This window comes from Clostridium porci (assembly GCF_009696375.1).
Classification (GTDB): Bacteria; Bacillota; Clostridia; order Lachnospirales; family Lachnospiraceae; genus Enterocloster; species Enterocloster porci.
On record NZ_VUMD01000024.1, the window covers coordinates 16920 to 40165 of the forward strand.

The 23246-nt window shown below is 51.0% G+C and carries 19 protein-coding genes; 17 read left to right on the forward strand and 2 right to left on the reverse strand.

Annotated elements, in window-relative coordinates; genetic code table 11:
• Positions 1-1893: 1893 nt before the first annotated feature.
• From FYJ39_RS20720 to FYJ39_RS18320, 17 genes are all read left to right on the forward strand, one after another.
• Positions 1894-7629 (forward strand): SNF2-related protein, encoded by a 5736-nt coding sequence (locus tag FYJ39_RS20720; RefSeq protein WP_456236699.1) that lies wholly within the window; start codon positions 1894-1896, stop codon positions 7627-7629.
• Positions 7630-7631: 2 nt separating this feature from the next.
• The gene (locus tag FYJ39_RS18240) at positions 7632-8438 is read left to right on the forward strand and encodes a DUF3849 domain-containing protein (RefSeq protein ID WP_154473821.1); all 807 of its coding nucleotides are present in this window, start codon (positions 7632-7634) and stop codon (positions 8436-8438) included.
• A complete protein-coding gene (locus FYJ39_RS18245; RefSeq protein ID WP_002576211.1) occupies positions 8435-8779 on the forward strand; it encodes a plasmid mobilization protein in 345 nt (114 codons plus the stop codon). Before FYJ39_RS18240 ends, FYJ39_RS18245 begins: the two co-directional genes overlap by 4 nt.
• 155 nt (positions 8780-8934) lie before the next feature.
• Positions 8935-9246: a CD1845 family protein gene (locus FYJ39_RS18250; RefSeq protein ID WP_002576210.1), complete on the forward strand. Its 312-nt coding sequence runs from the start codon at positions 8935-8937 to the stop codon at positions 9244-9246.
• Positions 9247-9341: 95 nt separating this feature from the next.
• Positions 9342-9950, forward strand: coding sequence for a type IV toxin-antitoxin system AbiEi family antitoxin domain-containing protein (locus tag FYJ39_RS18255; protein ID WP_154473822.1), 609 nt, complete (start codon positions 9342-9344; stop codon positions 9948-9950).
• Positions 9947-10801, forward strand: a complete 855-nt coding sequence (locus FYJ39_RS18260; protein ID WP_154473823.1) for a nucleotidyl transferase AbiEii/AbiGii toxin family protein — start codon at positions 9947-9949, stop codon at positions 10799-10801. The genes FYJ39_RS18255 and FYJ39_RS18260 overlap by 4 nt, the downstream gene beginning before the upstream one ends.
• Positions 10798-11130 (forward strand): hypothetical protein, encoded by a 333-nt coding sequence (locus tag FYJ39_RS18265; RefSeq protein ID WP_154473824.1) that lies wholly within the window; start codon positions 10798-10800, stop codon positions 11128-11130. The genes FYJ39_RS18260 and FYJ39_RS18265 overlap by 4 nt, the downstream gene beginning before the upstream one ends.
• Positions 11131-11185: 55 nt before the next feature.
• Positions 11186-12601 (forward strand): relaxase/mobilization nuclease domain-containing protein, encoded by a 1416-nt coding sequence (locus FYJ39_RS18270; RefSeq protein ID WP_154473825.1) that lies wholly within the window; start codon positions 11186-11188, stop codon positions 12599-12601.
• Between the two features lie 7 nt (positions 12602-12608).
• On the forward strand, positions 12609-12875 hold the full coding sequence (locus FYJ39_RS18275) for a hypothetical protein (protein WP_154473826.1): 267 nt from the start codon (positions 12609-12611) through the stop codon (positions 12873-12875).
• A 180-nt stretch (positions 12876-13055) separates the two neighbouring features.
• Positions 13056-14276, forward strand: a complete 1221-nt coding sequence (locus tag FYJ39_RS18280) for an IS110 family RNA-guided transposase (protein WP_195271082.1) — start codon at positions 13056-13058, stop codon at positions 14274-14276.
• A 411-nt stretch (positions 14277-14687) separates the two neighbouring features.
• Positions 14688-14846 (forward strand): hypothetical protein, encoded by a 159-nt coding sequence (locus FYJ39_RS18285; RefSeq protein ID WP_154473828.1) that lies wholly within the window; start codon positions 14688-14690, stop codon positions 14844-14846.
• A gap of 181 nt (positions 14847-15027) precedes the next feature.
• Positions 15028-16815 carry a methyl-accepting chemotaxis protein gene (locus tag FYJ39_RS18290; protein WP_195840477.1) on the forward strand — a complete coding sequence of 596 codons (1788 nt, stop codon included), beginning with the start codon at positions 15028-15030 and terminating at the stop codon, positions 16813-16815.
• A 21-nt stretch (positions 16816-16836) separates the two neighbouring features.
• On the forward strand, positions 16837-17361 hold the full coding sequence (locus FYJ39_RS18295; RefSeq protein ID WP_154473830.1) for a chemotaxis protein CheW: 525 nt from the start codon (positions 16837-16839) through the stop codon (positions 17359-17361).
• Positions 17362-17826: 465 nt separating this feature from the next.
• Positions 17827-18282 (forward strand): RNA polymerase sigma factor sigma-70 region 4 domain-containing protein, encoded by a 456-nt coding sequence (locus FYJ39_RS18300; RefSeq protein ID WP_154473831.1) that lies wholly within the window; start codon positions 17827-17829, stop codon positions 18280-18282.
• Between the two features lie 525 nt (positions 18283-18807).
• Positions 18808-18993 carry a hypothetical protein gene (locus tag FYJ39_RS18310; RefSeq protein ID WP_154473833.1) on the forward strand — a complete coding sequence of 62 codons (186 nt, stop codon included), beginning with the start codon at positions 18808-18810 and terminating at the stop codon, positions 18991-18993.
• Positions 18994-19131: 138 nt separating this feature from the next.
• On the forward strand, positions 19132-20826 hold the full coding sequence (locus tag FYJ39_RS18315) for a recombinase family protein (RefSeq protein ID WP_154473834.1): 1695 nt from the start codon (positions 19132-19134) through the stop codon (positions 20824-20826).
• The gene (locus tag FYJ39_RS18320; RefSeq protein WP_154473835.1) at positions 20810-22450 is read left to right on the forward strand and encodes a recombinase family protein; all 1641 of its coding nucleotides are present in this window, start codon (positions 20810-20812) and stop codon (positions 22448-22450) included. Before FYJ39_RS18315 ends, FYJ39_RS18320 begins: the two co-directional genes overlap by 17 nt.
• 103 nt (positions 22451-22553) lie before the next feature.
• On the opposite strand, the gene FYJ39_RS18325 is transcribed toward FYJ39_RS18320, so the two are convergent.
• Together FYJ39_RS18325 and FYJ39_RS20725 are read right to left on the reverse strand one after the other, a co-directional pair.
• Positions 22554-22931 carry a recombinase family protein gene (locus FYJ39_RS18325; protein ID WP_154473836.1) on the reverse strand — a complete coding sequence of 126 codons (378 nt, stop codon included), beginning with the start codon at positions 22929-22931 and terminating at the stop codon, positions 22554-22556.
• A 134-nt stretch (positions 22932-23065) separates the two neighbouring features.
• Positions 23066-23246 (reverse strand): hypothetical protein (locus FYJ39_RS20725; RefSeq protein WP_207708711.1); only part of this gene is annotated, 181 nt, incomplete at its 5' end.

Here is a 23246-nt window from a genome sequence, read left to right on the forward strand (position 1 = left end):
GCCTTTGAAAAGCAGAAAACCACCGCTGAGATTGCTGAGATACTGAAAACGCTGTACCACGGCGGTAACGGCCTTGGCAGTGTGAGCGCATGGTATGCCGAGGATGGTATCCATCTTTCACATGGGAAGTCTGTCCGTTATGACAGGTCTGCCCAGGTCATTTCCTGGGAGAGCGCCGCAGAGCGTATCGGGGAGCTTTTGGAGAGCGGCCAGTTTGCCTCCAATGTGGAGCTTGCAGAAGCGGCAGGCTATGAACGCTCCCTCCTTGCGGAAAAACTTTGGCATCTGTACCACGATTTCAGCGATAAAGCCAGAGATTCCGGGTATCTGTCCTGTCTGTCCGGTATTCAGAGAACCGGGTTTCCGGAAGAAACCGCATGGCTTGCCGAGCAACTGAACCGCCCGGAGTTCCGCCAGACCCTTGCGGAAGAATACGCCGCCTTCTGGACTGCCTATCAGCAGGACCGGGAGTTGCTGCGCTTCCACTACCACAAACCGAGAGAGATTTGGGAAAACCTGAAAGACCTGTCCCTGTCCCGCAGGACTTTTTCTTCGGACCTTTCCCAAGTGCCAACCGTCCAGCACTTCATTACCGAGGATGAGATCGACGCCGCCATGACCAGAGGCAGCAGTTTCGCCGGAGGAAAAGGCCGTATCTATGCGTTCTTCATGGCAAACCATACGGATAAGGAGAAAGTGAGATTCCTCAAAGACGAGTATGGCATTGGCGGACGCTCTCATGCCTTGTCCGGCGCAACACACAGCGGCGAAGATCACGACGGGAAAGGGTTGCACTATAAAAAGCAGGACTGCCCGGATGTTCACTTGAACTGGGAAAATGTTGCCAAGCGCATTACCTCTCTTATCCAGAAAGGCCGCTATCTTACCGAACAGGAACAGGCGCAGTATGACAAAATCCAGGCTGAAAAAGAACTGGCAGAAGAAGATGCCATTCAAGCACAGCAGCCGGAGGTGGAGAAAGAAACGCCAAAGCCTACCCTTCGGGAGCAGTTTGAGCAGTATAAGCCTGTGGTGACTGCCGCCATTTCCGAGGATGCCGCATATCGTAATGCCTGCGGTCATTCTGACCGTGAAAATGCTGTCATTGAGGGCAATGCCGCCATCCGCCGTGCCATTCTCGGCTCCGGTGATTTGGAGCTGATTCGGCTCTATTCCGATGTTCCGGAGTTTCACCAACGGCTGCACCGGGAAGTGATCGACGAGACCTATCCAAAGCTCCATGAGCTTCTGCGCCCTCTTTCTCAGGAAGATATTGATACTGCCCTTTGTGCATGGAACGGCAATATCGAGAGTAAACACGCTGTTGTCCGCTATATGAAAGACCATGCAAGAGAAAAAGATACCGCCGCATGGCTGGCTCAGGAATACAGCGGCAACGACAGCAAGAGCCTATTTGTGATCCGCGCCGGAAGCCCAGAAGGGATTGAGCTGCCCTGGCCCAAGGTACAGCGCCGGATTGCCCAGCTTATCAAGGAGGACCGGTTCTACACCGAAGCGGAACAGGACCGGTTCGACAACATCGACCCCATCGCCATCCGGGAAGCCCTGGAGGAAAGAGGGATCGTCAACGGACAGGTGGCAGACCCGGAAAAACTGGACAATGACCCGTTCATCCAGCGCGTGATGGCAGATGTTGAGGCCATATCCAGAGAGGGCATCCCGGCAGATGAGCCGGAACAGCCTTCTCCCCATAATTCGCGTGTTCTGGTTTCAGATGAGGAATACGCTGCGGCTCGTGGCACACTCCGGGAACGAACTTCTTACGATCCGGCAGTCCTGCCCTATCATGTGGGTGATATTGTCTATCTGGATGACCGCGCCCACCAGATCACGGAGCTGCGGGATGAGACGGTGCAGCTGCTTCCCACCGGCATGAGCTACCCCATCTACCGTGCCGAGAGCCGGGAACAGTTCGAGCAGCTTTTGCGGGCAGACAAACGCAACGGCTTTTATACGGAAATCTTGCCGGTTGACCCCGACAAAGCCGATCAGGATCTGTGGGATGTGCTGTCGCATGGGCTGATTAGCGAGCAGGAAAAAGCAGAGCTTTCCGAACTGCTTCGTACCGGCAAGACCAACAGCGAGGTTGCCCTGTGGCTGAGCCGGGCCTATCCCAATATCGTGGAAACGATGGAACTGGAGACCGGTGATACTGCCGACTACCGCACCACTCCTGAAGGCATCGAACTGGAAGTGCTGGGCGCAGACGAAAAGCGTCTGGCTATGCTGTATTTCCGCTGGGATGAGGTTGCGCCTTTGCTGCGCGGGATGTATGCCCGTCAGCAGGACGGCTTTGGGCAGGAACGCCCCGAACTGGCTGCCGAACCCCCGGCTTATCACGCCGAGACTGTGGCTGTCTATCCGGGTGACAAGAACCATCTGCCTTATGATGTGGTTGTCCAGACCTTGCGAACCAATGAGCCAGAGCCGCCTGCACCTGCCGCAGAGCCGGAAAAAACTCTGGATGAAGTGCTGGACGAACACCCCGTTTCCATTCAGGTCAATGGCCAGTGGCAGACCTTCCCCAATGCCAGAGCCGCCGAGGAAGCCGCTTACGGGGAATACAAGGACAACCTGCGCCGCACCGCTGAGAATTTCCGTATCACCGACGACCACCTGGGCGAAGGCGGTCCGAAAGTCAAGTTTCAGGCCAATATCGCGGCAATCAAGCTGCTGAAATATCTGGAGGAAACCACTGAACAGGCAACGCCGGAGCAGCAGAAAATTCTTTCCCGGTATGTGGGCTGGGGCGGTCTGGCCGACGCCTTTGACCCGGAGAAGCCCGCATGGGCTGCGGAATATACCCAGCTGAAAGAGCTGCTGACCCCGGAAGAATATACTGCCGCCAGAGGTTCCACCCTCAACGCGCACTACACCAGTCCTACGGTCATCAAAGCGATTTACGAGGCTGTGGGCCGCATGGGATTTGAGACCGGCAACATCCTGGAGCCGTCCTGCGGTGTGGGTAATTTCTTCGGTATGCTGCCGGAGGAAATGCGAAACAGCCGTCTTTACGGCGTGGAGCTGGATTCCATCAGTGGACGGATTGCAAAGCAGCTCTATCCCAAGGCCGACATCACCGTGGCCGGGTTTGAAACCACCGACAGGCGGGATTTCTACGATCTGGCGGTGGGCAATGTTCCGTTTGGCCAGTATCAGGTCCGGGATAAAGCCTACGATAAGCTGAATTTCAGCATTCACAACTACTTTTTCGCCAAAGCACTGGATCAGGTGCGTCCCGGCGGCGTGGTAGCTTTTGTGACCTCCCGATATACCATGGACGCCAAGGATTCCACCGTGCGCCGCTATCTTGCCCAGCGTGCTGAGCTGCTGGGAGCTATCCGTCTGCCCAACAATGCGTTCAAGGCCAATGCAGGAACCGAAGTGGTCTCCGATATTATTTTCTTGCAAAAGCGGGACCGCCCGCTTGACATTTCGCCGGAATGGACACAGACCGGCATTATCAGGGTTCCCGCAAAGTCGCAAGACTTTGTGGGAGAAGGAGGAGCGACGGAGCAAGCGAGCTTTTCGCCGCAAGGCGGAAACGAGCAGGCGCAGTCCGCGACGACGCAGGACGGCTTTGCCATCAACCGCTATTTCCTGGATCACCCGGAAATGGTGCTGGGCAGACAGGAGCCGGTAAGCACTGCTCATGGTATGGACTACACCGTGAACCCTATCGAGGGACTGGAGCTTTCCGACCAGCTGCATGATGCGGTGAAGTATATTCATGGCACTTATCAGGAGGCCGAGCTGCCGGAGCTGGGTGAGGGCGAAGCCATCGACACCTCCATTCCTGCCGACCCCAATGTGAAAAATTACTCCTACACCGTGGTGGACGGCGCTGTATATTTCCGTGAAAACAGCCGCATGGTGCGCCCTGACCTGAATGCCACCGCCGAAGCCCGTGTAAAAGGACTGGTGGGGCTGCGGGAATGTGTCCAGCAGCTCATTGATCTGCAAATGGACGCCGCCACACCGGACAGCGCCATCCAGGATAAGCAGGCGGAACTGAACAGCCTCTATGACAGCTTTTCTGCAAAATATGGCCTTATCAATGACCGGGCGAACCGACTGGCCTTTGCCGATGATTCCAGCTACTATCTGCTCTGCGCGCTGGAAGTCATTGACGAGGACGGCAAGCTGGAACGCAAGGCGGATATGTTCACCAAGCGCACCATCAAGCCCCACAAGGCGGTGGACACCGTGGATACCGCCAGTGAAGCCCTTGCTGTCTCCATCGCGGAGCGAGCCTGTGTGGATATGGCGTATATGTCGGAGTTGACCAATAAGACCAGCGACGAACTGGCTGCCGAGCTGCAAGGCGTGATCTTCCGTGTGCCGGGACAGGTGGAGAAAGACGGCACTCCCCATTATGTGACCGCCGACGAGTATCTGTCCGGCAATGTGCGGCGCAAGCTGCGTCAGGCACAGCGGGCCGCACAGCAGGACCCTTCCTTTGCAGTCAATGTGGAGGCCCTTACCGCTGCCCAGCCCAAAGACCTGGATGCGTCGGAGATTGAGGTGCGTCTGGGTGCTACCTGGATCGACAAAGAGTACATCCAGCAGTTTATGTATGAGACCTTTGATACCCCGTTTTATATGCAGCGGAATGTCCAGGTCAACTACACCCCGTTTACGGCGGAGTGGCAGATCACCGGCAAAAGCTCCATCAGTCAGAACAATGTGGCCGCCTATACCACCTATGGAACCAGCCGTGCCAACGCCTACAAGATTTTGGAGGATTCCTTAAACCTGCGGGATGTCCGTATCTATGACACCGTGGAGGACGCGAACGGCAAAGAGCGCCGGGTGCTGAATGCCAAAGAGACCACCCTGGCAGCTCAAAAGCAGCAGGCCATCCGGGATGCTTTCAAAGACTGGATTTGGAAAGACCCGGAGCGCCGTCAGACGCTGGTGCGCCAGTACAACGAGGAAATGAACTCTACCCGGCCCCGCGAATATGACGGGTCCCACATTACCTTTGGCGGCATGAATCCGGCCATCACCCTGCGGGAGCATCAGCTGAACGCCATTGCCCATGTGATGTACGGCGGCAATACGCTGCTGGCGCACGAGGTAGGCGCGGGCAAAACCTTTGAAATGGTGGCTGCCGCCATGGAGAGTAAGCGTCTGGGGCTGTGCCAGAAATCCCTCTTTGTTGTGCCGAATCATTTGACTGAGCAGTGGGCGTCGGAGTTTCTGCGGCTCTATCCTTCCGCCAACATCCTTGTCACCACGAAAAAGGACTTTGAGACCCACAACCGTAAGAAGTTCTGCGCCCGGATCGCCACCGGCGACTATGATGCCATCATCATGGGACACAGCCAGTTTGAGCGTATCCCCATCAGCCGAGAGCGTCAGGAACGGCTTCTCTATGAACAGATCGACGAGATCACGGAAGGGATTGCAGAGGTACAGGCCAGCGGCGGCGAGCGTTTTACTGTCAAGCAGCTGGAACGCACCCGCAAATCTCTGGAAGCCAGATTGGAGAAATTGCAGGCTGAGGGCCGCAAGGACGATGTGGTGACATTCGAGCAGCTGGGCGTGGACCGTTTGTTTGTGGACGAGGCCCACAACTATAAAAACCTGTTTCTATACACAAAAATGCGGAATGTGGCAGGTCTCTCCACCAGCGATGCCCAAAAGTCCAGCGATATGTTCGCCAAGTGCCGCTATATGGACGAGATTACCGGAAACCGTGGCGTTATCTTTGCCACCGGAACCCCGGTCAGCAACTCCATGACCGAGCTTTACACCATGCAGCGGTATCTTCAGTATGACCGTTTGCAGGAACTGAGCATGACCCATTTCGACTGCTGGGCCAGCCGTTTCGGAGAAACCGTCACGGCGCTGGAACTGGCCCCGGAGGGAACCGGCTATCGGGCGCGCACCCGATTCTCCAAGTTTTTCAACCTGCCGGAGCTGATGAACCTGTTCAAAGAGGTGGCGGACATCAAGACCGCCGACCAACTGAACCTGCCCACCCCGGAAGTGGAATACCACAACATCGTGGCACAGCCCACCGAACATCAGCAGGAAATGGTGAAGGCACTCTCTGAGCGCGCTTCCGAAGTACACAGAGGCAGTGTGGACCCGTCGGTGGATAATATGCTCAAAATCACCTCGGATGGCCGCAAGCTGGGACTGGACCAGAGGATCGTCAACCAGATGCTGCCGGATGAACCTGGCACAAAGGTCAATCAATGCGTGGACAACATCATGCAGATCTGGCGGGACGGGGATGCAGACAAGCTGACCCAGTTGGTGTTCTGCGACATTTCCACGCCCCAGGCAGCTCCCTCCAAAAAGGCAGCCAAACAGCTGGACAATCCGCTGCTTCACGGGTTGGAAGAAGCAATCCCACTGGATGAACCGGAGCCTGCCTTTACCATCTATGAGGACATCCGCCAGAAGCTCATCGCCCAGGGGATGCCTGCCGAGCAGATCGCCTTTATCCACGAAGCCAACACAGAGGTACGGAAAAAGGAACTGTTCTCCAAGGTCCGCACCGGGCAGGTACGTGTCCTCTTAGGCAGCACTGCCAAGATGGGCGCTGGCACCAATGTGCAGGATCGCCTTGTGGCGCTGCATGATTTGGACTGCCCGTGGCGTCCGGGAGACCTTGCCCAGCGCAAGGGCCGTATCGAGCGCCAGGGCAACCAGAACCCTCTTGTCCATGTGTACCGCTATGTCACGGAGGGAACTTTTGATGCCTACCTCTGGCAGACGGTGGAAAACAAACAGAAATTCATCAGCCAGATTATGACCTCGAAATCGCCTGTGAGAAGCTGCGACGATGTGGATGAAACGGCGCTTTCCTTTGCCGAGATCAAGGCCCTGTGTGCCGGAGACCCCCGTATCAAGGAACGCATGGATTTGGATGTGGAGGTTGCCAAGCTGAAGCTGATGAAAGCCGACCACCAGAGCAAGCAGTACCGTCTGGAGGACCAGCTGCTCAAATACTTCCCGCAGGAAATCGAAACCAACAAGGGGTATATTCAGGGCTTTGAAGCCGATTTAGAAACACTGGCTGCCCACCCACACCCGGCAGATGGCTTTGCCGGTATGGAAATCCGGGGCGATGTGCTGACCGACAAAGAAAACGCCGGTGCAGCCCTGCTGGATGCCTGCAAGGAGGTCAAAACCTCCGATCCGGTGCAGATTGGCAGTTACCGTGGATTCACTATGTCGGTGGAATTTGAAGCGTGGAAACAGGAATATACGCTCCTGCTGAAAGGACAAATGACCCATCGGGCGACCCTGGGTACAGACCCACGCGGAAATCTCACCCGTATCGACAACGCACTGGCGCAGATGCCCCAGCGTTTGGAAGCGGTCAAAAATCAGCTGGAGAACCTTTACCAGCAGCAGGCCGCTGCCAAGGAGGAAGTAGGAAAGCCGTTCCCCTTTGAGGACGATCTGCGGGTCAAGTCCGCCCGTCTGGTGGAACTGGACACCTTGCTGAACATTGACGGCAAGGGTCATGCCCAGCCGGAAACTGTGGTTGCCAAGAGTGCGCGGCCCTCGGTGCTGGACAGTCTGAAACGCCCTGTGCCGCCCCGCAGCCCTGAAAAGAAACCAAAACAACACGAGGAGGTACGATGATTATGAATGCAACAGATTGGAATACAGCTCTTTTTGAGAAAATGTCTGATGAACAGGATAAATTCCGGGACTGGCTGAAAAGCCAGCCCCCGGAGGAAATCCTGCACCACACCTATGAGTACACGGTCCGGGAGGACATCGTGATGGCAATGGAGGAGCTGGAGCTGACCGACGCCCAGGCCAAGGCACTTTTGGATTCTCCCACGCCGCTGGCGGATGTGTACCGTTATTTTGAAAAGCTGGAGACCGGCTACATGGATGTGATCCGGGACAGCATTGAAAACCGTGCCGATGATGTGTGCAGGGCGCAGGAAGAATTACGAACTGCCCCTCTCTACCCCCATTCTGCCGCCTATGCGTCCCAGCATGGGGAGATGGCACAGTACAACCACTCATATCAAGCGAACAGCGCCTGCAAAGAAGCCATTGAACAGGCCATCAGCGCTCACTATGCAGAGAACCGGCTGGATACGGAGGCGGCGGTCAAAGATGTGCTGGAAAAGTTCGGGACAGAACGGGTACAGTTTATTCTCGCCAACACCATCCAGCGCAAGAACCATGACGGGCGTATCTCTCAGGACAATAAAGCCTGGGCAAAAACCATTCCCATGCCGGAGGACAGCGATGCTTCCCGCCACTGTGCCTATCTGGTTGTGGATGGGGTCAATCCCGGTCTGACCGATCTGTTTACCAGGCAGGCCAGAAAAGCCATGCAGGAACCGCAGAAAAGCTCTGTCCTGCAAAAGCTCAGGCAGGAACCGCCTGCCCGCAAGCCTGCCGCCCCGAAGAAACAGGAGCCGGAGCGATGAGCAGCCCCAAGCGCAAGCGGGATGTGCCGGTTCTGTTTTGGGTATCCGCTGATGAAATGGAGTTGATTCAGCAGAAAATGGCACAGTTTGGGACAAAAAACCTGAGCGCCTATCTACGAAAAATGGCTGTGGACGGCTATGTGGTGCAGCTGGATTTGCCGGAGCTGAAGGAACTGGTATCCCTGCTGCGCCGAAGCAGCAACAACTTAAACCAGCTGACCCGCAAGGTACATGAGACCGGGCGGATTTATGATGTCGATTTGGAGGATATATCCCAGCGGCAGGAACAGTTATGGGACGGAGTTAAAGAGATACTGACACAACTCTCCAAACTTTCGTAACCGGGACAAATACCCCATCTGCGGAGGGAGGAACGGCGTTTCTTCGCCGCGCCTTCCTCCGCTTTTTCTTTTTGCCCGTATCCTTGCCTTTTGGCTGTGAGACAGGGATAATGGAATCAGGAACAGGAACTGTGATTTTGGGAGGAGGCATAACAATGAGGGCATTGGTATTTTTGTTGAAACTGCTGTTGAAGATCGTGATGGTTCCGGTGATTCTGGCGCTGACCCTGTTCGTTTGGATTTGTGTGGGGATCGTCTATGTCTCCGGTCTGGTGCTGGGGCTTATCAGCATGGTGATCGCCCTGTTGGGCGTGGCGGTCCTGCTGACCTGTTCCCTGCAAAACGGCATTATCCTGCTGGTGATGGCATTCCTTATTAGTCCCTATGGTCTGCCGATGGCTGCCATCTGGCTGCTGGGCAAGGTGCAGGACTTGAAGTTTGCCATTCAGGATTTGGTTTATGGATAAAATGCGCGGTCACAAAAATGCCAGACAGTGTCTGTTAAATTGCTATATTTACTTCTGTGCTACATCCGTGTATAATAGTAGCACGAAAGGAAGTGATGGATGTGACCAAATCAGAACGGTTTGAGCAATTAGACAGACTTCTGACCGAGCATGATGGGATGCTGCAAACCGCACAGGTAATCGCTAGCGGAATTGTAAAACCCATTTTTTATGAATATGTCAAAGAGAAAAATCTTCAGCAGGTTGCTCACGGAATTTATGTCTCCGAGGACACCTGGATTGATGCGATGTTTCTGTTACATCTGCGATGTGGTCAGGCAGTATTTTCCCATGAATCAGCGCTATTTTTCCATGACTTGACAGACCGGGAACCATCTCCATACGCTATCACGGTGCGCAGAGGGTACAGCACCACTCGCTTAAAGGCAGAGGGCCTTTCTGTTTACACCATCAAACCAGAACTATATGAGGTAGGGCTGACAACTGGCCAAACACCTTTTGGGCATACGGTTCCTGTCTATGATATGGAGCGCACCATCTGCGATCTGCTCCGCAGCCGAAGCAGCATGGAAATACAGACTTTTCAAGGTACGCTGAAGATGTATGCCAGAAGAAAGGACAAGGATCTGCGGACTTTGATGCGGTATGCCGGTATGTTCCGGGTTGAAAAAATTTTACGGCAGTATTTGGAGGTGCTTTTATGATAAAGACAGCAAGGCAGCTAAAAGATTTGATTCGCAATCTTTCCAGAGAAAAATCTGCGGATGCACAGCTTTTAATGCGAAACTATATGATGGAGCGTTTTCTGGAGCGTATTTCCCTTTCTGAATATCGTGATAAATTTATTCTGAAAGGCGGGATGCTGGTAGCGGCAATGGTTGGACTGGATGCCCGTTCCACGATGGACTTGGACGCTACTGTAAAAGGAGCCAATGTTAATGTAGAGGAGATCGAGAACCTGATTTCTGCTATTGTGAGTGTGCCGATTGATGATGGCGTCAAATTTCAGCTGAAAAGCATTTCAGAGATTATGGATGAAGCGGAGTATCCTGGGATTCGGGTCAGCATGACTACAACCTTTGACGGTGTGGTGACACCTTTGAAGATTGACATTTCCACAGGGGATGCCATTACCCCCAGGGAGGTACGCTACTCTTTCAAGCTGATGCTGGAAGATCGCTCCATTGACATTTGGGCATACAATCTGGAAACCGTTCTGGCTGAAAAGCTGGAAACAATCATCACCAGAACCACCACCAACACCCGCATGAGAGATTTCTATGACATTTATATTCTGGATCAGCTCCACGGGAACACATTGAACAGGCAGACGCTCTATGATGCACTGTTGGCAACTGCCAAAAAACGCGGAACCGAACGGCATCTTGCAGAAGCTGTGGATGTTTTGAATGAAGTGGAAAGCAGTCCTGTGATGCAGAAACTTTGGGAATCTTACCGCAGGAAGTTTTCCTATGCGGCAGATTTGGAGTGGAACATCATCATGGGGGCGGTTCGCAGTTTATATGCGCTCAGTGAAAAGGAATCGAGCCTATGAAGAAGCATGGACATTATTGTAAAGTCTGCGGAGAATATAAGGCTAACGAAAAATTTTCCGGCAAAGGTCATGCGGCGCACATCTGTAAATCCTGTGCTTCTTTATCGCCGGAGAAACAAGCGGAGCAAATAACGGTAAACCGCTTACTGAATCTCCCTTGGCGGTTATTAAAGGAGCAGATTTCCTGGCTGAAAAAACGAATGAAAGATAAGCGCCCGGAAGTTCGTGCACTGGCAAAAGAACAATACGAGATGAGGTTTCCTCCAAAACAGTTAGAGGACACCGATGACGATTTTGATTTTCTTGATGAGAATGATTTTATAGAATAACGAAAGCGGTCTGCACCATGCAGGCCGTTTCTTTTTTGGAAAGGAGGCTCCATCTATGGCAACCACACGCATCATGCCCCTGCATATCGGCAAGGGGCGCACTGAGAGCCGAGCAATCAGCGATATTATTGATTATGTGGCAAATCCGCAAAAGACCGACAACGGAAAACTGATTACCGGCTATGGCTGTGACAGCCGGACCGCCGATGCGGAGTTTCTGTTGGCGAAGCGGCAGTATATCGCCGCCACCGGGCGGGTGCGCGGGGCGGATGATGTAATCGCTTACCATGTGCGCCAGTCCTTCAAACCCGGAGAGATCACACCGGAGGAAGCAAACCGCCTGGGCGTGGAATTTGCCAAGCGATTCACCAAGGGGAATCATGCCTTTGTAGTCTGCACTCACATAGATAAGTCGCACATTCATAATCACATCATCTGGTCATCGGTCAGCTTAGAATATGACCGAAAATTCCGCAACTTTTGGGGCAGCACCAGAGCCGTCCGGCGCTTGAGCGATACCATCTGTATCGAGAACGGATTGTCCATTGTGGAGGACCCAAAACCCCACGGAAAAAGCTACAACAAGTGGCTGGGCGAACAGGCCAAGCCCTCCCATCGGGAACAGTTGCGGGTGATGATTGACCGTGCGCTGGAGCAGAAACCGGCAGACTTTGACGCGCTGCTGAAGCCGCTTTCGGAAATGGGCTGTGAAGTATCCCGGCGCGGGAAAGCGATACGGCTCAAAGCGCCCGGCTGGAAGAATGTAGCCCGCATGGATGACAAGCTGGGGGCCGGGTACAGTGAAGCAGAAATCCGTGCGGTGCTGGCCGGTGAAAAACAGCATACGCCCCGTAAAAAATCCCTCGTGCAGCCGGAGCCGCCCAAGGTCAATCTGCTGGTGGACATTCAGGCAAAATTGCAGGCTGGAAAAGGTGCTGGCTATGCGCGATGGGCCAAGGTTTTTAACCTGAAACAGATGGCGCAGACTGTAAATTTTCTCACCGAACATCAGCTGCTGGATTATGGGGAGCTGGCAGAAAAAGCGGCGGCAGCCACCGCCCACCACAACGAACTGTCGGCGCAGATCAAGGCGGCGGAGAAACGCATGGCGGAGATCGCCGTCCTGCGTACCCATATCATCAACTATGCCAAGACCCGTGAGGTCTATGTGGCATACCGCAAGGCCGGTTATTCCCGAAAATTCCGGGAGGAACATGAGCAGGAAATCCTGCTCCATCAGGCGGCAAAAAATGCCTTTGACGAGATGGGCGTGAAGAAGCTGCCCAAGGTCAAAGACCTGCAAGCCGAGTACGCAAAGCTGCTGGAGGAAAAGAAGAAAACCTACGCCGAGTACCGGCGTTCCCGTGAGGAAATGCGGGAACTTTTGACGGCAAAGGCCAATGTGGACCGGCTACTGAAAATGGACGAGGAACAGAAAAAAGAACAGGAAAAAGACCACGGCCAGCGGTGAGCCGGTCATGGTCAAAAGCGTTCGCAGAACGCGCAGCCACAGAACGAAATTCTGTGTTCAAGGGGGCTTGGGGGCGCTGCCCCGGGCAAGCAAGCGGAGAGGAAAATCACAAAGGGATTTTCTTCTCTGCGGGCCTGTGTGTATTAACACAGGCATTGCTTGCTACAATATGTTTGACCCCAAGAACGGTGTTGCGCTGGTAATGCTGTTCAGCGGTTCAAACCTAAGCTACAATGAAGAGGTAATCGGCCTTACGGGGCATTGCTTGAGCTAACCACGCTCGTTTGTGCAAACTGTTAGCCGACCCTCTCATTGCAGCGTTCGATTTACGCAGGTTGAATCATCGGAGCAATCCGTACATTCGTGTGACTAAGCAAGCTGAATCGGTAATGAACTGTGGCGGTCGCCGGTTATAAAACCAAACAAAGGAGGATTGTGTATGAGCGCAGGAGTCATTACAGCGGTTGGAATCGATGTTTCAAAATATAAAAGCACAGTGGCAGCCAGAAGACCAGGCGGTGAAGTGGCTTTACTCCCATTTGACGTCGGCCATGATGTCACCGGTATCAAGAATCTGCTTGAGAAGCTACAGGGGCTTGACGATGAAGGCAGCGAGATTCGAATTGTCATGGAGCATACAGGAATGTATTGGAGACCCGTGGCTTTGGCGCTGCAACAGGCTGGATTCTTTGTCAGTGTAGTCAACGCGATTCTGATCCACAACTTCAGCGACAATTCACTGCGCAAGGTTAAAACGGATAAAGCGGATGCGTTGAAAATCGCAAATTATGGTCTCACATTCTGGATGGATCTGAGGGAATATTCCGCAGAAGATGAAACAAGGCAAATGCTGAAGATCCAGAATCGGCTCTATGAGCGGACAACCACCACCGGTACAATGTTGAGAAACGGTTTAATTTCACTCCTGGATCAGACATTCCCCGGTGCCAATAAGTTATTTCTGAATGAAGGCAGGAACTCAAAGGGCCATGTCAAATGGGTGGATTTTGTGATCCGCTTTTGGCATAAAGAATGCGTAGCAGCTTTATCCCTACATACTTTTGCAGACACCTTCCAAAAATGGTGCAAAAGAACCGGTTACAGATTCAGTACTTCCGATGCCGAACGAATCCATACCGCAGCCAGGAACGCCGTTGCCACGCTTCCCAAAAATGATAGTACAAAACTGCTGATAACGCAAGCGGCAATCAGCCTGAATACCGTGTATGATTCGCTTCATGCGTTCCGCACAGAAATGAACCGGCTGGCCTCTCTGCTGCCAGAATATGAGCTGGTGATGGGGATGGAAGGTGTCGGAAAAATCACAGGACCGCAGTTGATGGCTGAGGTTGGTGATGTCCGCCGTTTTTCGCACAAAGGTGCTCTGGTTGCATACGCTGGTGTGGACGCACCACCGTATCAATCCGGTACATTCGATGCAAAGAATCGTCATGTTTCAAAGCGCGGTTCACCTCACTTGCGTAAGGTGCTGTTTGAGATCGCCTCCATGATTCTTGTTCACGGAAACCCTGACAATTCTGTATTCTGCTTCATGGATAAGAAACGAGCGGAGGGAAAGCATTTCTATGTCTATACTGTGGCCGGAGCTGCAAAGTTCCTGCGGATTTATTATGCAAGAGTAAAAGAATATCTGAACACTCAAGAAATCGCTTGACTCTGCTGTAAATACGAAACCTCAAAGTCATAAAACCCTCAGGTCTGCAATTTTTACTTTGTTGCAGGTCTGTTTTGTTATGCTCATTTTCAGATATCCGATTTTTCATTTTGGGGCTTGACACCTATTAGCAGGTTTGCCGGTATTTTCTCAAAACCAAGTTTGCACATTCAACACACTATATGCCCTATTGGCGCAAAACCTATTGACAACTCCTTTTCTATAATATATGCTGATAAAAACAGACAAAAATCGTATGGATGGAGGATAACGGTGGAAATAAAAAAGAAACGATTTGCGAAGATACCCTGTATGCTTCCGAGCAGGCAGACCCATCCATATATGCAGCCTCTGCTGAAAGAAAGCGGGAGCATGGAAAAGAAAAAAATATGAAAAAGGGGGTTGACAGTGATGTCCTCATGGAATAAACTCGTGACAGACAGACAGACAGACAGACAGACAGACAGACAGACAGACAGACAGACAGACAGACAGACAGACAGACAGACAGACAGACAGACAGACAGAGGTAAATCTGCCTGTTTTTGTGCTGTCCGCATATCGCTATAACAGAGGAAGCAGTTGTCCATTCCGGCCGGATGGATAACCGCTTCCTTTTTGCGTTTTTTGATAGACCAGCACAGGAACAGGAGGTAAACGGTTTCTGTACAGTTGCAATTCCAAAGTTAGCTGCCGATTTTTCAGGGGCTGTTAATACTAAGAGGTATTTTAGAGAATGAGGAGATGCGTTATGAAAGGTAAAAAGTTTAATGATTGGAAAATAAAAACAAGACTAATTACATTCAGCACAAGTATTGTATTACTTGCGGGTGTTGCGTTGCTGCTTTCGCTAAATAGTATGCAGCAATTGCGCAAAAATGTTGACCAGACAAACACGGACATATTCCCTGTCGTTTTGGAAGCCCAAAATGTGCGCAGGAATATCATTATAGTCGAAAGAAATCTGCTGGATATGGCATTAGCGGGTGATATGAATTTGGTCCAAGATACTCAAGCCGATAGTCAGCAAAGAGCAAATGAAGTTAATACTTCTCTCACAACGATGGAAAGCATTCTAAAAAGCAGTGGTTCAGAAGAAGATCTGAGTGAACTTGCACATTTTAGAGAACACATTTTAGAGATGCGAGATATAAGAACTTCGGCAGAAGAAATTTTATTAACTGGTAATGGCGACGAATGGCAAAAAGCTGAAGCAATTATAAGAAATGAATACATTCCAATCTCCCAGGAAATACGGGTGGATTTAAGGGATTTTTCCGACCATATACAGCAAGATTTTGTACAGTCAGCAGAGAAAACAAGAAGAATCAGTGTCATATCGGAAAGAGTGACCTTTGGCCTGACAGTATTATTTATTTTAACCGCTATACTTGTAACAATTCGATTAGTTCGTGATTTTATGAAGCCGCTTAAGGAAATAGAAGCTGCATCGAGAGCGCTTGCACAGGGAGATTTTGATTCAGAGATTACATTCCACAGCAAGAATGAATTTGGTCAGGTTTGCGATAGTATTCGTACCAGTTTTGCGGAACTTAAAAGGGTTATTGATGAAATTTCTCTGTGCTTCCGTGAGATGGCAAACGGTAATTTTACAATTCAACCGTCCATGACCTTTCCGGGAGAGTTGCGTAAAATTGAATTGTCTGCCTCTGATTTGCTGAAACAATTAAACGAAGCCTTTGGCGAAATTGACACGGCTGCTAGCCAAGTTGCTTCCGGGTCAGAGCAGGTTTCAAACGGAGCGCAAGCGCTTAGTCAGGGCGCTACCGAGCAGGCCAGTTCTATCGAAGAACTGTCTGCAACGACACAGGACATTTCTGCAAAGATCAACTTGAATGCAGAGCGAACAGAAACCGCCAACACAAAGTGTAAGATTGCGGGAGAACGTCTGGATGAAAGCGGAGAAAAAATGAAACAACTTGTCTCCGCAATGGGTGAAATCAAAGCAACTTCTGCTGAAATTCAGACTATTATAAAAGCGATTGATGACATTGCTTTTCAAACTAACATTCTGGCATTGAATGCTGCTGTTGAAGCGGCACGAGCTGGAATGGCTGGTAAGGGCTTTGCCGTTGTAGCCGATGAAGTCAGAAACTTGGCAGGTAAGTCCGCTGACGCCTCGAAAACAACACAGGAAATGATTGAAAAATCCATTAGAGCGGTAGAAAACGGCAGTATTCTCGCTGCTGACACCGCAGAAGTCCTAGACGAAACTGCTCAATACACAGGAGAGGTTATTACCTCTATCACAGAAATTGCAGAGGCCTCGGCAGAGCAGGCACAAGCGATTATGCAAATTACGCAAGGCTTGGATCAGATTTCGAGCGTTGTGCAAACCAATTCCGCGACCTCGGAAGAAAGTGCAGCTGCAAGCGAGGAGCTTTCCAGTCAAGCAGTTATGCTGAAGAACCTTGTTGGAAAATTCAAGATTACATCCGGCACTATGGATTTTTTGGAAAAAGATTATTCCGACTTTGCAATTCCGGCTGGGACTGACATTTACCGGGATAAGTATTAACCAAGGGAGGTGACTTAGACTATGCAAGAACAACGCATACAAAATTTGCACGAATTATCCGGGGAAAATGAAGAACATAAAGTTAGCTCGGATAAATACTTGACTTTTTGGTGCAATAACCAGCTGTTTGGTATTGGAATCGGACAAGTCGTTCAAATTGTACACATGATGGATATTACTCCATTACCGGATTTCCCATCTTACATAAAAGGCATTTTATCGATCCGAGGCGAGTTAACCCCAATCATGGATTTGCGTTTGCGTTTAGGCCAACAGGTCTCAGATTATAGTGAGCGTACCTGTATTATTTTAATCCGTATTGACAGTCGTTCTTTCGGTCTAATTGTAGATGCAGTAAATGATGTGGAGACTATTTCACCACAGGATATCTGTCCGCCACCCCAACAATCAGATCACAAGGCAAACTACTTAATAGGAATAGCGCAAAGAACACAGGTCATTTTACTTTTGGACGTGGATTATATCCTAAGTGAAAAAGAAATTGGAGAAATCATAGACGTATCAAATCAAACAGAATGTCCATAATCAGGACGATATACCGAAAGGACACAGGGCAGTTTGGAAATATATGAATAATCCAAAAAATAGATACCGTATGGGTATCAGTAAAGTATGTTTCGGCTGCTTTCTTCTATCCCCATAGCGGTGAAAGGGAGGCCGCTTATGGGTAGATGCCCCTTTTGACCTTTCTCCACCGCTAACAGGTGGAGACCTCCAAAATAAAATATCCAGTCCAATCAGGGCGCAAGTGATAGCAAGTTCACTTGTGCCCTCTTTTTGTACGCTTTTTTTCGATAAGAAACCCGCATTTTCTTCATTTAGAAGCAGAAATCGACGGGAGTATCACAAAAAGTCCGACAAACCGCCACCTGCTGAACCATCTTGCTCGGTGATTCGACAGAAACGATTCCGCTTTGTCGGCTGCCGTTCGCCGCCCTTCGAGAGTTTGAAAACCTATCTACTTTTCAAACTTTTTCGGAGGTAACGGCTATGAGTAAAAATCGTGAAGAAAGGGCGAATTATTATCTTTACATAGATGGACAGGCTGTGCCGGTAAGCGAACAGGTTTACCGTGTGTATCAGCACTATGAGCGAAAAGAAGAATACTTTTCCTACGATCTGAAAACGGAGAAGTTCCAGAAAGACACCGCAACTTTTCTGCCCAGCAGAGAGGATTCCTATGAGCGCCTGCTGGCAAAGGACAAGCAGTTTGCTACTTCTGGTCAACCCGTGGAGGAACAGGCGGTCTCGTCCGTTTGGCTGGAGGGATTATTGGAATGTTTGTCAGAGGATGAGAGGATTATTCTCCACAAACTGTATTTCGAGGACAAGTCAGAACGGATTGTCAGCATGGAGCTTGGAATTTCCAAAACAGCTCTGCATCAGCGCAAAGTCAAGCTGCTCCAAAAATTAAAAATTTTTTTGGAAAACATGGGAAAAGCATAGACCAAAACCACTCTCCCAACGGGGAAGTAAGTGAGAGGGTCTATCTCTCTCATGCAGCTTGACAACTGAATAGACGGCATTTCCGGTACATAACCCATGTACGAGCGAATATGAAACGCCGCGAAGATGGAGCAGTCAGGGAGGTGATGAAAGAACTGCTTCGGAGCGATCTACGATTTCATAAAACGGATTGTGGCAGATTCGGCGCGATGACTGCATGGGGGCTTAAAGATACTTCCTCACGGCCTCCTAAAGACTTGGGAGGAACCCTGCGGCGCACGAGTAAAACGACGCTGCGGAGTTATGACAGCCGCGCCAGCGGAGACCGGAATGTCCCCATCGTCAGGGGTGCGTGGCAAATGTGGCGAGCAATAACCAAACTACAATACAGCAGCCGTACCGATTAGCAGGTTCGCATATCCCCTCAACTTTATCGGTGCGGCTGCTTGTCTTTATATGAATTGAGACAACCTGTTTCCTCATATCTTATGAAGAAACAGGTTTTTTGACTGGAGGTGCGTCAATATGGATCAGAGGAATACCCCTATAACCTCCTACAAAGAGGTGAAAATCGGGAAAACCATTTACCGTGTGACCAGCTTTTTTTCGGGTGAAAAGGAACTGGGAAAGACTTTGGAGCAGCTGGCTGTCCGGCGCGCCATGTCGGAGGTTTCCACACCTGCCAGCTGCTCTGCACACACGGCTACATAGTCACACCATCCTCCCGGCTTTGCCGCATACTTGCGCGGCGATGGATTCTCCGCTACGATGTTCATACAGGGATATTCCCTGTGGAGCCATCACGCCGCACGAGGTATGGAATCTGGATTGTCGGGAGGGAAAATAAAGATGACTACAAAAACATACAACGTCGGCATCTACTGCCGTTTAAGTAACGACGATGAACGCGACGGTGAATCCGTCAGTATTGAGAACCAGAAGCTGCTGCTTCAGAACTATGTGAGACAGCGGGGCTGGAATGAAATTGATACCTATATCGACGATGGCTATTCAGGTACGAATTTTGACCGTCCTGGGGTCAAGCGGCTGATTGAGGATGCCAAGGCCAAGCGGATCAATGTGATTCTGGTCAAGGACCTGTCCCGTTTTGGCCGTAACTACATCGAATTTGGACAGTACACGGACTACCTGTTCCCATCCCTGGGCTGCCGGTTTATCGCTCTGAACAACGGCATTGACACGGAAAGCACCAATGGCAGCACCGATGTCATGTGCTTTTTGAACTTATTTAATGAATTTTATAGCCGCGACACCAGTAAGAAGGTCAAAGCAGTCAAAAAAGCCTGTGCGGAAAACGGGAAATTCATGGGAACCTATCCCGCCTACGGCTATAAGCGGGACCCGGCGGATAAGCACCATCTGGTGATCGACGAGGACACCGCCCCGATTGTGCGCCGTATCTTTGAGATGCGGGCAGCCGGAACAGGGTTTCACGCCATCGCCGTCACGCTGAACGAGGAAGGCATCCCATCCCCCGGTGTGCTGTACTACCAGCGCAAAGGTCAGAGCGATCCGCGCCGGGTCAACCACAAATGGGCAGACCAGACGGTGAAAAACATTGTCCGCAGCGAGGTTTATATCGGCAACATGGTTCAGGGAAAGACCGGAACGCTGTCGTATAAATCCCGTAAACTCATCAATAAGCCGGAGGAAGAATGGATTCGTGTGGAAGGAACCCATGAACCGATTATCTCACAGCAGCTGTGGGATACCGTAGTCAGCATTGATAAAAAGAAGGTGCGGAAATCTTCTTCCGCTGACGGTTACAGGAGCATCTTCACCGGCCTTGTGTACTGTGCGGACTGCGGTTTCAAAATGAGAAATCAGGTGGAGCGATTCACCTATAAAGACGGGACGCCGGGGCGGTACAGCTCCTTTATCTGTGGGAACTACTCCCGCAGCGGCAAAGGTGCCTGTACTATCCACACCATCTATGAGAATGTGCTGACCCATCTGGTGCTGGAGGACATTCGGGAAAAGGCTCGTTTTGCGGAATATGACCCGGAACAGCTGGTCCAGCAGATTATCCGCTTAAAGGATAAGGAAGCCAAAAGCCGCCTTTCCTCCTGTGAACAGGAGCTGAAAACATACACGGCGCGGCTTTCCGAGCTGGAACGGCTGATGCAGAATCTCTATGAGGATAAATGCGCCGGAACCATCCCGCAGACCGTTTTTCAAACCCTGATGCACAAATATGAAGCAGAACGGGCAGAAAAGTCCGAAGCAATCCCGGAACTGGAACGCAAGGTCAAAAGCTACCTGGAAAACCGCACGGATGCGAACCGCTGGCTGGCTATTATCCGCCGGTACACAGAGATTACCGAGCTGGATGAATCCATTCTCTTTGAACTGGTAGACCGCATTGAGGTTGGAGAAACCAAAAAAGTGGGCGGCCAGCGGGTTTGTGACCTCCGCGTTTACTACCGCTATGTTGGAAATGTGGACGCGGCGCTGGCAAGGGATATTGCCGCAAGCGAAAATATCCCGGAAGAAAGGAGGCTGCCACTTGAAGAAGCAATATAAGGTCGGCATCTACTGCCGCCTGAGTGTGGACGATGCTTCCAATTCCGCAAAGGCAAAGAACTATATCCCCGGCGATGAATCCACCAGCATTGAAAATCAGTATGAAATCCTCTCCAGATTTGTTATGCTGAATGGCTGGATGGAGGTCAAGACTTATCGGGACGATGGGTACAGCGGTGGAAATTTTCAGCGGCCCGGATTTTTGGAAATGCTGGAGGATGCCCGCCACGGCCTGATTAACCTGATCCTGGTCAAAGACCTGTCCCGTTTGGGGCGTGACTTTGTAGAGGTAGGCCGCTATACGGATGTGATTTTCCCGTCCCTTGGCTGCCGGTTCGTGTCTGTGCTGGACTGTCTGGACAGCGAGGGCGACAACACCGATATGCTGCACTTCCGCAGTCTGATGAACGACTACCATCTGAAAGACTTGTCGGGAAAAATCAAATCAGTGCTGTACTCCAAAAAGAAAAGCGGCCAATACCTGACCGCCTATGCTCCTTACGGATACCGCAAGAGTGATGAGGACAAACACCGGCTGGTGGTGGATGAAGAAGCCGCCGCTGTGGTGCGGGAGATCTACCGGATGCGCTATTCAGGCATGGCCTACGGCAAGATTGCGGCGGTGCTGAACAAGAAAGACATCCTTTCTCCCCGCTGGCACTGGGAACTGCACTACGGAAAAAAAGGCATCTGCAAATACTCCAAACTTTGGACCTATGCCACGGTGAAAAACATCCTGAATGACACCGTTTATCTCGGCATAGTCACACAGAACCGCACCGGCTCCCGTTCCTACAAGGACAAAACCATGATACAGAAGCCGGAAACGGAATGGATTTGCCACGAGGATGCCCATGAAGCAATCATTGACCGGAAACTGTGGGAGGCGGTTCAGGAAAAGAACCGGGTAGTCAAACAGCAGGTAGCAAACCGTGCCGACCCTCTGCCTGCCCTGTTCACCGGCAAACTGGTCTGTGCTGATTGCGGGCATCCCCTGGTAGCCACCCGCGAGACCCAGCGCAGAAAAAACGGGACATCCAAGCGGTATGTTTCCTATATCTGCTCACACTTTGCCACCACCGGACACAGCGCCTGTTCCTGGCACCGGATTTATGAAATCTCTCTGAAAACGCTGGTACTGAATGAAATCCGGGCGCACAGTCAAGCGGTGGCACAGGATGAAAACGAGGTGCTGGACAAGCTGAAACAGCAGATTCTTTATGGAAGCACCGCAAAGCAGGAAGATTCCAAACTGGAAATCAGCCGACTGCGGCGGCGTATTGGAGAACTGGAACACATGACCGTCAAACTCTACGAGGATAAGGTCAGTGGCACGATCAATAGCGATACCTTTGCTATTCTGATTCAGAAAAGCGAACAGGAGCGCATACAAAAGACTGACCGCTTAGACACACTTCTGGCAGAGGAACGAAAAGCCCAGCAGGAGGTTGAAAATATCCGGCAATGGGCAGGCATCGTCCGCCGCTATCTGGATGTGCAGGAGCTTGACCGGGAAATCGTTGAGGAACTGATTGACCACATCGAGATCGGGGAACGCTCCGTTATAGACGGTCAGCGTCACCAGGACATTAAAATCTTTTACCGCTTCGTAGGTGTGGTATAATGGGAAAAAGAAAAGACCCGGCTGCGGTCCGGGCATATACCTGACAACATTCTATAAAAACGGTTTGCGATTGAACCGCATCGCTTTGTCGAAAAAGAGTGATTCAGCAGAACACCCTTCCCAAACAGCTTATGTTCTTGATGATGTTCAAAAAGGGGGTAAAGTCGCTGTCCTGTTGGTTTGCGCTGTCTATGCCGTTGTTGATAGCGATAAACCGCACTTCCTTTTCTACGAACAGGACTTCGGTATAAAAACCCACTTTCAGATAATCACGTCTAAGCCGCGACATATCCTTGACAATCAGCGTCGCCACTTCTCCGTTTTCAATCCGTTCCAAAAGCTCGCCCCAACTCGGCCGGTTGAAGTTTGTTCCAGAATATCCGTCGTCAGTATAGTGAACAACATTGCCGTAGCCCTGCTGCTCGGCATAGCCTTCGAGATACTTCTTTTGATTGATAATAGAGTTGCTGTCCCCAGTCAACTCATCGTCTTATGTCTTTCATTTTTGGTAAAGAGCAAAAGCAAGAGAAATCAACGGTTTAGCGGAGAATGGCTATCCTCCCACAAACAAGAATTGAATAGAACGCAGGTTCAAGGGCGCTGATACACAAAAAATCAGCGCCCTTTTCTGTTGGCTGCCGAACAGGCATGATACAACCCCCAGTTATATGCATCTGTCAAGGAGAAGTAGACACTGAAAACCACCATGTTTTTAGAAGCCCAGTTCGGTTTTGTACTGAACTGGGCTTTTATAGCCCAGAGCAGCCGCAGGCCGCTCAAAATTATAGTAATGAAC

Coding starts and splice junctions, on each gene's coding strand:
- FYJ39_RS20720 (WP_456236699.1), top strand. CDS start 1,894: ATGAGCTACCCCATCTACCGTGCCGAGAGCCGGGAACAGTTCGAGCAG.
- FYJ39_RS18295 (WP_154473830.1), top strand. CDS start 16,837: ATGCAAGAACAACGCATACAAAATTTGCACGAATTATCCGGGGAAAAT.
- FYJ39_RS18250 (WP_002576210.1), top strand. CDS start 8,935: ATGAGGGCATTGGTATTTTTGTTGAAACTGCTGTTGAAGATCGTGATG.
- FYJ39_RS18300 (WP_154473831.1), top strand. CDS start 17,827: ATGAGTAAAAATCGTGAAGAAAGGGCGAATTATTATCTTTACATAGAT.
- FYJ39_RS18245 (WP_002576211.1), top strand. CDS start 8,435: ATGAGCAGCCCCAAGCGCAAGCGGGATGTGCCGGTTCTGTTTTGGGTA.
- FYJ39_RS18240 (WP_154473821.1), top strand. CDS start 7,632: ATGAATGCAACAGATTGGAATACAGCTCTTTTTGAGAAAATGTCTGAT.
- FYJ39_RS18255 (WP_154473822.1), top strand. CDS start 9,342: ATGGATGTGACCAAATCAGAACGGTTTGAGCAATTAGACAGACTTCTG.
- FYJ39_RS18265 (WP_154473824.1), top strand. CDS start 10,798: ATGAAGAAGCATGGACATTATTGTAAAGTCTGCGGAGAATATAAGGCT.
- FYJ39_RS18310 (WP_154473833.1), top strand. CDS start 18,808: ATGGATCAGAGGAATACCCCTATAACCTCCTACAAAGAGGTGAAAATC.
- FYJ39_RS18285 (WP_154473828.1), top strand. CDS start 14,688: ATGTCCTCATGGAATAAACTCGTGACAGACAGACAGACAGACAGACAG.
- FYJ39_RS18315 (WP_154473834.1), top strand. CDS start 19,132: ATGACTACAAAAACATACAACGTCGGCATCTACTGCCGTTTAAGTAAC.
- FYJ39_RS18260 (WP_154473823.1), top strand. CDS start 9,947: ATGATAAAGACAGCAAGGCAGCTAAAAGATTTGATTCGCAATCTTTCC.
- FYJ39_RS18275 (WP_154473826.1), top strand. CDS start 12,609: ATGGTCAAAAGCGTTCGCAGAACGCGCAGCCACAGAACGAAATTCTGT.
- FYJ39_RS18270 (WP_154473825.1), top strand. CDS start 11,186: ATGGCAACCACACGCATCATGCCCCTGCATATCGGCAAGGGGCGCACT.
- FYJ39_RS18290 (WP_195840477.1), top strand. CDS start 15,028: ATGAAAGGTAAAAAGTTTAATGATTGGAAAATAAAAACAAGACTAATT.